Origin of the sequence: Kitasatospora sp. NPDC057518 (assembly GCF_042802075.1) — a bacterium.
Classification (GTDB): Bacteria; Actinomycetota; Actinomycetes; order Streptomycetales; family Streptomycetaceae; genus Kitasatospora.
The window spans coordinates 1-4068 of sequence record NZ_JBHVEU010000620.1; the positions used below are offsets into that span (position 1 = coordinate 1).

Here is a 4068-nt window from a genome sequence, read left to right on the forward strand (position 1 = left end):
GCCGGAGCTCCGGAGGGGCCCTTCCGTCGTCAGGACCGGCCCGCGCGGCGACCGCCGTACGCGGGAACGCCGAAGACCGGCCCGGCGCCCAGGGCGCCCGGACCGGTCCGGCGGGACTGCTTGTTACGAGCGGCGGGAGGCCTGCGACGGCCCGGTGCCCGGCTCGGTGTCGCCGTCGTCGTCGAGGTCGGCGTAGCGGGCGGCGTACTCCGCGTACGGGTCGTCGTCCTCCTCCTCCTCGATCGGCTCCGGCTCGATCGAAGCGGTGGACGGCGATACGCCCAGCTCGTTGGACAGACGGTTAGCGTCGAACCCGCCGCTGTTGTACTTCAGCTCGCGGGCGACCTTCGTCTGCTTGGCCTTGGCCCGGCCGCGCCCCATGGGTCGACCCCCTCAACGATGGGGCTCACGGCCCCGAGTCTGACACGTGTTCATGATCAGGACCGGCCTGCCCGAATGGGAGGACCGTCCCTTGGAGCATTAACGGTACCTGTTTCCGCCGCTGGACGGTACGTCGTCAGTGTGACGTGGCGCGCACCGACCGCACCCGCGACCAGGTCTTCCCAGGTCAAGGGAGGTTTTGCGGCGTTTTGCGCGCTGTCCAGAGGTGTCTTGGGTCCGTCGTTCCAGGACTGATTATCCCCCCTAGGGGGGCTTCGGATCACCCGTTCGGCCGGAGAAGTGAGAATCCGGTTCCACATCGTGATGCGCGGGGGGCCACTGGGACGGCCCCCCGCGCGCCACGGGGTCGGCTGGTGACCCGTCAGCCGCGGCGGGCGCCGGGCAGCAGCACCGTGCGCAGGGCGCTGATCTCGCGCATCCGCTTCTCGGCCAGGCGGTCGGCCGCGACCGCCGGCGGGACGCCGTCGGCCGTCGCCCGGGTGAAGATCTCCAGGGTGGTGTCGAAGATCTTCGTGGCCTTGTTCTTGGCCCGCTCGAAGTTGAAGCCGTCGATCTCGTCGGCGACCTGGATGACGCCGCCGGAGTTCACCAGGTAGTCCGGGGCGTAGAGGATGCCGCGGTCGGCGAGGTCCTTCTCGACGCCCGGGTGGGACAGCTGGTTGTTGGCCGCGCCGCAGACGATCGAGGTGCCGAAGCCGCCCAGCGCCGCGACGACGTCGTCGGTCAGCGCGCCGCCGAGGGCGCAGGGGGCGTAGACGTCCAGCTTCGCCTGGAGCAGGGCGGCGGTGTCGGCGACCACCTCGACCTCGGGGTGGGCCGCGCGCACGCGGTTGACGGCGGCCTCGAAGGGGTCGGTGACGACGACCGTGGCGCCGTCCGCGACCAGGTGGCCGACCAGGTAGTGGCCGACCTTGCCGACGCCCGCGACGCCGACCCGCTTGCCGCGCAGGGTCGGCTGGCCCCAGCGGGCCTGGGCGGTGGCGCGCATGCCCTGGAAGACGCCGAAGGCGGTCAGGATGGACGAGTCGCCGGCGCCGCCGTGCTCGGGCGAGCGGCCGGTCACGAACTCGGTCTCGCGGGCGATGACGTCCATGTCCTGGACGTAGGTGCCCACGTCGCAGGCGGTGATGTAGCGGCCGCGCAGGGACTCGACGAAGCGGCCGTAGGCCCGGAGCATCGCCTCGTTCTTGTCCTTGTTCGGGTCGCCGATGATGACGGCCTTGCCGCCGCCGAGGTCCAGCCCGGCCAGCGCGTTCTTGTAGGACATCCCGCGGGACAGGTTCAGCGCGTCCTCCAGCGCCGCCTCCTCGGAGGCGTACGGGAAGAAGCGGGTGCCGCCGAGGGCCGGGCCCAGGGCGGTCGAGTGGATGGCGATGATCGCCTTCAGACCCGAGCTGCGGTCGTGGCAGAGGACGACCTGCTCGTGACCGTCGCCGGGGGCGCCGTCCTGCTCGGTACGGAAGATCCTGCTGAGCACGCCGGGTGCGGGGTGCGTGGCGGGGGTCTGTACGTCGGTCACTGTGGTGACTCCAGTATTGAAGGCCCGCTGCTGTGGTGCGGGCGCCTAGGGCGAAGCGTAGTCGGGGGCGCGCCGCCGGTCCGGCGTCTTGCCCGAGCCGGGGCCGGACGTCCGAGGGGTGAGACGGACGGCGGTGCGGAGTGCGGGCGCGAACGGTGCGGGGGCGCGCTCTCCCGGGGCCGCGCGGCGCGTGCGACCATGCAGGACGTGACCGTCGTACGTACCTCCGTACAGCCGCCCTACGCGGCCCACCTGCGGGTCTACGAGCCGCTGGCCGCCCACCCGGAGCCCGACCGGGCCCGCTGGCAGGCCTGGGCGGCGGAGCACGGGCCGGACGCCGCGGAGCCGGCCCAGCCGGTGGCGGCGGCGGTGCTGGAGGAGCAGCGGGAGGCGCTCGCCGGGCTGGCCGCCCGCACGCCCCGGGCACTGCCCGAGCGGGAGAGCGGGCGGGCGTACCTGCGGCTGGTGGACGGCGTCCTGTACGTCTGCCCGTGGGCGACCAGGCTGCGCAGCTGGCAGGCCCTGGAGGAGCTGCGGGCCGGGGCGCCGGTGGCGCTGCTGGACACCGCGCTGCCGCCGGTGACCCGGGCGGCCGCCGAGGCGGACCGGGAGCGCTGGCGGGCCGAGCACCCGGACGCCCGGCCGTGGATCCTGACCAGCCGGTGGGAGGTGCCGGTGCACTGGTTCCTGCCGTTCGGGGACGAGGACCGCTGCTTCGTGCCGGGCGGGGAGGGGCCGGGCGAGGAGGGGCCGGTGGACGGCCCGGGCGGGGGAGGGGAGCGGGGCGGCCGGCCGGCGGCGCTGTTCTACCTGGTGCCGATGGCGCAGGCGCGCCGACGGGTGGCGCGGGCCTTCCGGGCGCTGCGCGAGGCGGCGCCGGACGGGGACCTGGTGCGGGGCGCGGAGCGGGTCGGGCGCTGGCTGGAGGAGTTCCACCCGCGCTCGCTGGTGGAGCTGGACTACGGGGGCCTGGTGCATCTGCTGGGCCCGGAGCGGCTCCTGGCGGACCGTTCGGCGGGGGAGCTGGAGGAGGGGCTGCGGGCGCTGCGGGCCGGGGACACCGCGGAGGCGCTGCGGGTCCACGGGGAGCTGACGGTGCGGTGGCGCCGGGTGCTGGCGCTGCGGCACGCGAACTGACGTCCGACCGCGCGTGTATGACTGTAAGAGTCCTAAGGGCTGCACATCGGATGACCAAGGTCCCGGTTCGGGTCAATAGCTGCCGAACGTGACACTACTCACCGTTGACGCGAACTTACCCCTATGTGCAAAAATGGGACAACCAGCCCAACTTCACGTGAGCGTGCCCACTTTTGGGTGGTTCTGGAGTCGATGCGTGCTTTGCGGGGAAACGGAGGGTCTGGTCCCCTCGTAACCGGATGTCATCACTATGTGACTGTCCGCTATGGGGTGGTCCATCGCCATCCGTCGGCCTTGAACCCGTGAGGGGTCAATTTTGGCGGTTTGGTCGATAGGGCTGGACGGATGGTGTAGTTGTAGACACCAGGACAAGCCGTTCGTCCTATAACCGACTCGGCCCGTCTATGCCATTTCGGGCATCGCGGGCCAAGGTGCAGAATTTGAAGGATAGAACCGCCCTGGTTCGGTTCTCCCGAGGAGGCCGCTCATGACCGCTCGTACCCCTGATGCTGAGCCGCTGCTGACGCCGGCAGAGGTTGCCACCATGTTCCGCGTGGACCCGAAGACGGTCACCCGCTGGGCCAAGGCAGGCAAGCTGACGTCGATTCGCACGCTCGGTGGTCACCGCCGTTACCGTGAGGCGGAGGTGCGCGCTCTGCTGGCTGGGATTCCCGCCCAGCGTACTGAGGCCTGATAGGCCGAAGGCTCTTTTAAAGGGGCCGCTTACCGGACTCCGCCGGGTCCGGTAAGCGGCCCCTTTGTCGTGCCCGCCCGAGGGTGTTCGGGCGTCGGCCGAGTGGTCGGAATGTTGAACTCCGGATAACGATTTGATGCGCGTGGGGTGGGGGGGATTTACAGTGAATAGCTGTACAATTTTACATATTAAATTAACAGGGTTCCGGAGAGGGCTCCACGAGGCCGGCTCCGGAGGGGGCCGGGTGACGACCGTCACACGGTCTGTCACTTGTGGTCTAGACCTACTCGGGGTAGAGGGCCGAACGACCAAAAGC

General features: G+C 70.9%; 4 protein-coding genes. 2 read left to right on the forward strand and 2 right to left on the reverse strand.

Annotated features, from left to right (window positions below; all coding sequences use genetic code 11):
* Positions 1 to 123: 123 nt before the first annotated feature.
* Complete coding sequence (locus ACFU7Z_RS37255) at positions 124 to 381, reverse strand: DUF3073 domain-containing protein (protein WP_049654080.1); 258 nt, start codon at positions 379 to 381, stop codon at positions 124 to 126.
* 382 nt (positions 382 to 763) lie between these two features.
* On the reverse strand, positions 764 to 1921 hold the full coding sequence (locus ACFU7Z_RS37260) for a Glu/Leu/Phe/Val dehydrogenase dimerization domain-containing protein (RefSeq protein ID WP_074002053.1): 1158 nt from the start codon (positions 1919 to 1921) through the stop codon (positions 764 to 766).
* 198 nt (positions 1922 to 2119) lie between these two features.
* Here ACFU7Z_RS37260 and ACFU7Z_RS37265 point away from each other — a divergent pair, with 198 nt between their 5' ends.
* Complete coding sequence (locus ACFU7Z_RS37265; protein ID WP_380782529.1) at positions 2120 to 3058, forward strand: hypothetical protein; 939 nt, start codon at positions 2120 to 2122, stop codon at positions 3056 to 3058.
* Between the two features lie 487 nt (positions 3059 to 3545).
* A complete protein-coding gene (gene bldC / locus ACFU7Z_RS37270; protein ID WP_014137253.1) occupies positions 3546 to 3752 on the forward strand; it encodes a developmental transcriptional regulator BldC in 207 nt (68 codons plus the stop codon).
* Positions 3753 to 4068: the final 316 nt, after the last annotated feature.